The organism is Pontimicrobium sp. MEBiC01747, from assembly GCF_053601635.1.
The window spans coordinates 1-759 of record NZ_JBSHNS010000601.1 but is presented as its reverse complement, the minus strand read 5'-3'; the positions used below and the strand labels follow the sequence as shown (position 1 = coordinate 759).

General features: G+C 32.5%; 1 protein-coding gene. It reads left to right on the top strand.

The features are described from left to right. Positions 1 to 442: 442 nt before the first annotated feature. A partial coding sequence (locus tag ACVC2P_RS20325) for a DUF6705 family protein (RefSeq protein WP_452600263.1) occupies positions 443 to 759 on the top strand: 317 nt, incomplete at its 3' end.

Below are 759 nucleotides of genomic sequence, written 5' to 3'. Positions count from 1 at the left end.
GCGAACAAGTAAATGTCTACAAAATGCCATTAGAAATGGTGTTAGTAAAGCAGTAGTCGAGCTTAAAACAATCAGAAATTTAAAAACCGATGACAGCATTTTTAATGCATCATCGGTTTCTTTATCTTTATATGTCTCAGTTTACAATAGCGAAGGAGAGATTATTAAATAGAATATACCAATACATCTGGGGAAGAGACGTTAGATTGGAAAAACGCCGTTAGAAAAGTAACCAATATCGCATCAGGCGAACAAGTAAATGTCTACAAAATGCCATTAGAAATGGTGTTAGTAAAGCAGTAGTCGAGCTTAAAACAATCAGAAATTTAAAAACCGATGACAGCATTTTTAATGCATCACCGGTTTCTTTATCTTTATATGTCGCAGTTTACAATAGTGAAGGAGAGATTATTAATTGGATTAAACTTTAAAACACGCAATAATGAAAAACATATATATACATACACTTATGCTTTTAATGGCTATAAGTAGTTGGGCGCAAAATTTAGTGGCGCCTATAGAAACTCAATATACAACGAACTTCTTAGCGAGCGATATTAGTTTTAAAGACATAAATGGTGAACTCAATAAATTTATAGGCACATGGACTTATGAAGATACAGCAACCAATACCCATTTTGAAATAACCTTTTCTAAAATTGAAGATTTTGTAATCTACTTAAGAAATTGTACGGAAGATAGATTAACTGCACAGTTCAAATTAACCATAGACGGTGTAGAACAGTATAACACCTACAC